We start from the raw sequence: 2227 nt of genomic DNA on the forward strand, positions 1-2227 counted from the left end.
AAAAAAATATTGATGTGATTGTGCGCAGAGAAGATCCACATTCCGCGGGTAAAAAATTATTAGACAACAAAGAAAGTCTTATTTTTATAAAAAACACGGATCAAGGACCACTAATACTAGGCGGAAGCTCCGGGGTATTGCCTTATAGTGACGGAATTTACGCGTACGGGACAAGACTGAATTCACGCGCAATAAAAATTTTCTTCAGTGACAAAAATATAACGACTGCCAAATGCCACCCGCATGATTATTGATTAAAATAGGTAACAAAGGTAAACCTCAGGAGAACAAAGGGGACGGAGGTAATTAGCCCAACCGCGTCAGCGATCTGGTGAACAAGATGCAGACCATCCACAGCAAGGCGCTGGTACTGCGCTATGCCTACAGCGTCGGCGGCCAGTTGCAGGGCATGACGTATCCTGACGGCACGGCCGTCGACTACCTGCGCAATGCACAAGGCCAGATCACCGAGGTCGGCGTGACCCCGGCCGGCGGCAGCCGGCAGGTGCTGTTGGGCAACGCCAGCTACTACCCGTTCGGCCCCGCTGCCGGCTGGACCTACGGCAATGGCCGCACGCTCGCCCGCCTGTACGATCTGGACTACCGCCCGCAGGCCATCCAGGACACCCGCCCGGGTGGGCTGGACGTCGGCTTCGGCTTCGACCCGGCCGGCAACCTCACCGCGCTGACGCCCGCAGGCAATCCCACGCCGGCGATCGGCCTGGGCTACGACGCGCTGGGCCGCCTGACCGGTCTCACCGATGGTGTCACCGGAACTGTCATTGACGGCTACAGCTATGACGCCACCGGCAACCGCCTCAGCGCCAAGGTCGGCACAGCCACGCAGGCCTATACCTACCCCACAGACAGCCACCGCCTCAGTTCCGTGGCCGGCGTGGCCCGCAGTTACGATGCCACCGGCAACACCACCGCCATCGGCGGCACCGCGCGCCAGTACACCTACGACACCACCGGCCGCATGACCCAGGCCCGCCGCGCCGGCGCGGTGACCATGAACTATCGCTACAACGGTAAAGGCGAACAGGTGCGCCGCTTCCTCGGCACCACCAACACCTACACGCTCTTTGATGAAGCCGGCCACTGGCTAGGCGACTACGACAGCAACGGCGCGCCCAAGCAGCAAGCGATCTGGCTAGATGACCTACCAGTCGGTCTGCTGGCCAACGCAAGCAAACTGCACTACATCGAACCCGATCACCTGGGCAGCCCGCGCGTGGTGATCGACCCCACCCGCGATGTCGCAGTGTGGACGTGGAGCCTGAAGGGCGAAGCCTTCGGCAACACCGCGCCGAACCAAGATACTGATGGGGATGGTGCGGCGCTGGTGTTGGATATGCGCTTTCCGGGGCAGCGGTTTGATGCGGCGAGTGGGTTGAATCAGAACTACTTCCGGGACTATGAAGCGGCTACTGGGCGGTATGTGCAGAGTGATCCGATTGGATTGAGTGGCGGAATTACAACTTACTCCTACACAGAAGGCTCACCGCTGTCCAAATCGGATCCATTTGGCCTGATGTCTTTTGGCAAAAGCTGCAATTCTGCGCAGCAGCAAAATATTATTAATGCTGTGGCGCAAATGGCAAACACCATTCAGTCCAACTCTGAGGCATCCATGTCAGGCTGCTACGATGGAAATTGCGACTTCAAGAAAGCTGCCGCTGTAATGAGAGTCATCGCATCCGCTAGCTTCAATTGCAATTACGCCCAAACAAATGGACTAACGGTGGCGCGACCAAGATATATATTTCTTTCGGGACAATTCTCTAGCAACCCTACCGACCCAGTTATATCTTCGCCAACACACAGCCAAGGCGTTGGCTGTCTTATGTCAGCCCTCTATCATGAAGCAATGCATCTTGCCCTCTGGAACGAAATCCCTGACGAAGACGATGTCAGACGAGAGACGAAGAAATGCTTCGATTGCGCCGTCAGTCACACTGAGCAAGGACAGATGCCTTTATGGTAAATAAATCACATTACTTGATAATAATTTTAATCGCGAATTTTGCAACACCATTAACTGCTCGCGCCTTATCCGCAGCAGGAGACATAAGGTGCCTGGCGTTACAAGCCACAAATGTGGTAGTGGTATCCGACATGAGAACTGACAAGCTAATCATGGAAGATTACCTTGGCCCGCTTTACTTAACACGGCTAGCAGTGATAGATCAAATCAAGGGCTCAGTTGAAATATTAGGAAAGCAAC

General features: G+C 55.2%; 1 protein-coding gene and 1 pseudogene. Both read left to right on the forward strand.

The genetic code is table 11. The features are described 5' to 3' along the window. Window positions 1-254: hypothetical protein (locus tag LN450_RS00210; protein WP_228892583.1), on the forward strand; the 254-nt coding region annotated here is incomplete at its 5' end. 59 nt (window positions 255-313) lie between these two features. Further along, window positions 314-1987: pseudogene (locus tag LN450_RS00215) on the forward strand (RHS repeat domain-containing protein); the annotation flags it as partial. Between the last annotated feature and the right edge of the window lie 240 nt (window positions 1988-2227).

This window comes from Xanthomonas euvesicatoria pv. euvesicatoria, from assembly GCF_020880415.1.
GTDB lineage: Bacteria > Pseudomonadota > Gammaproteobacteria > Xanthomonadales > Xanthomonadaceae > Xanthomonas > Xanthomonas euvesicatoria.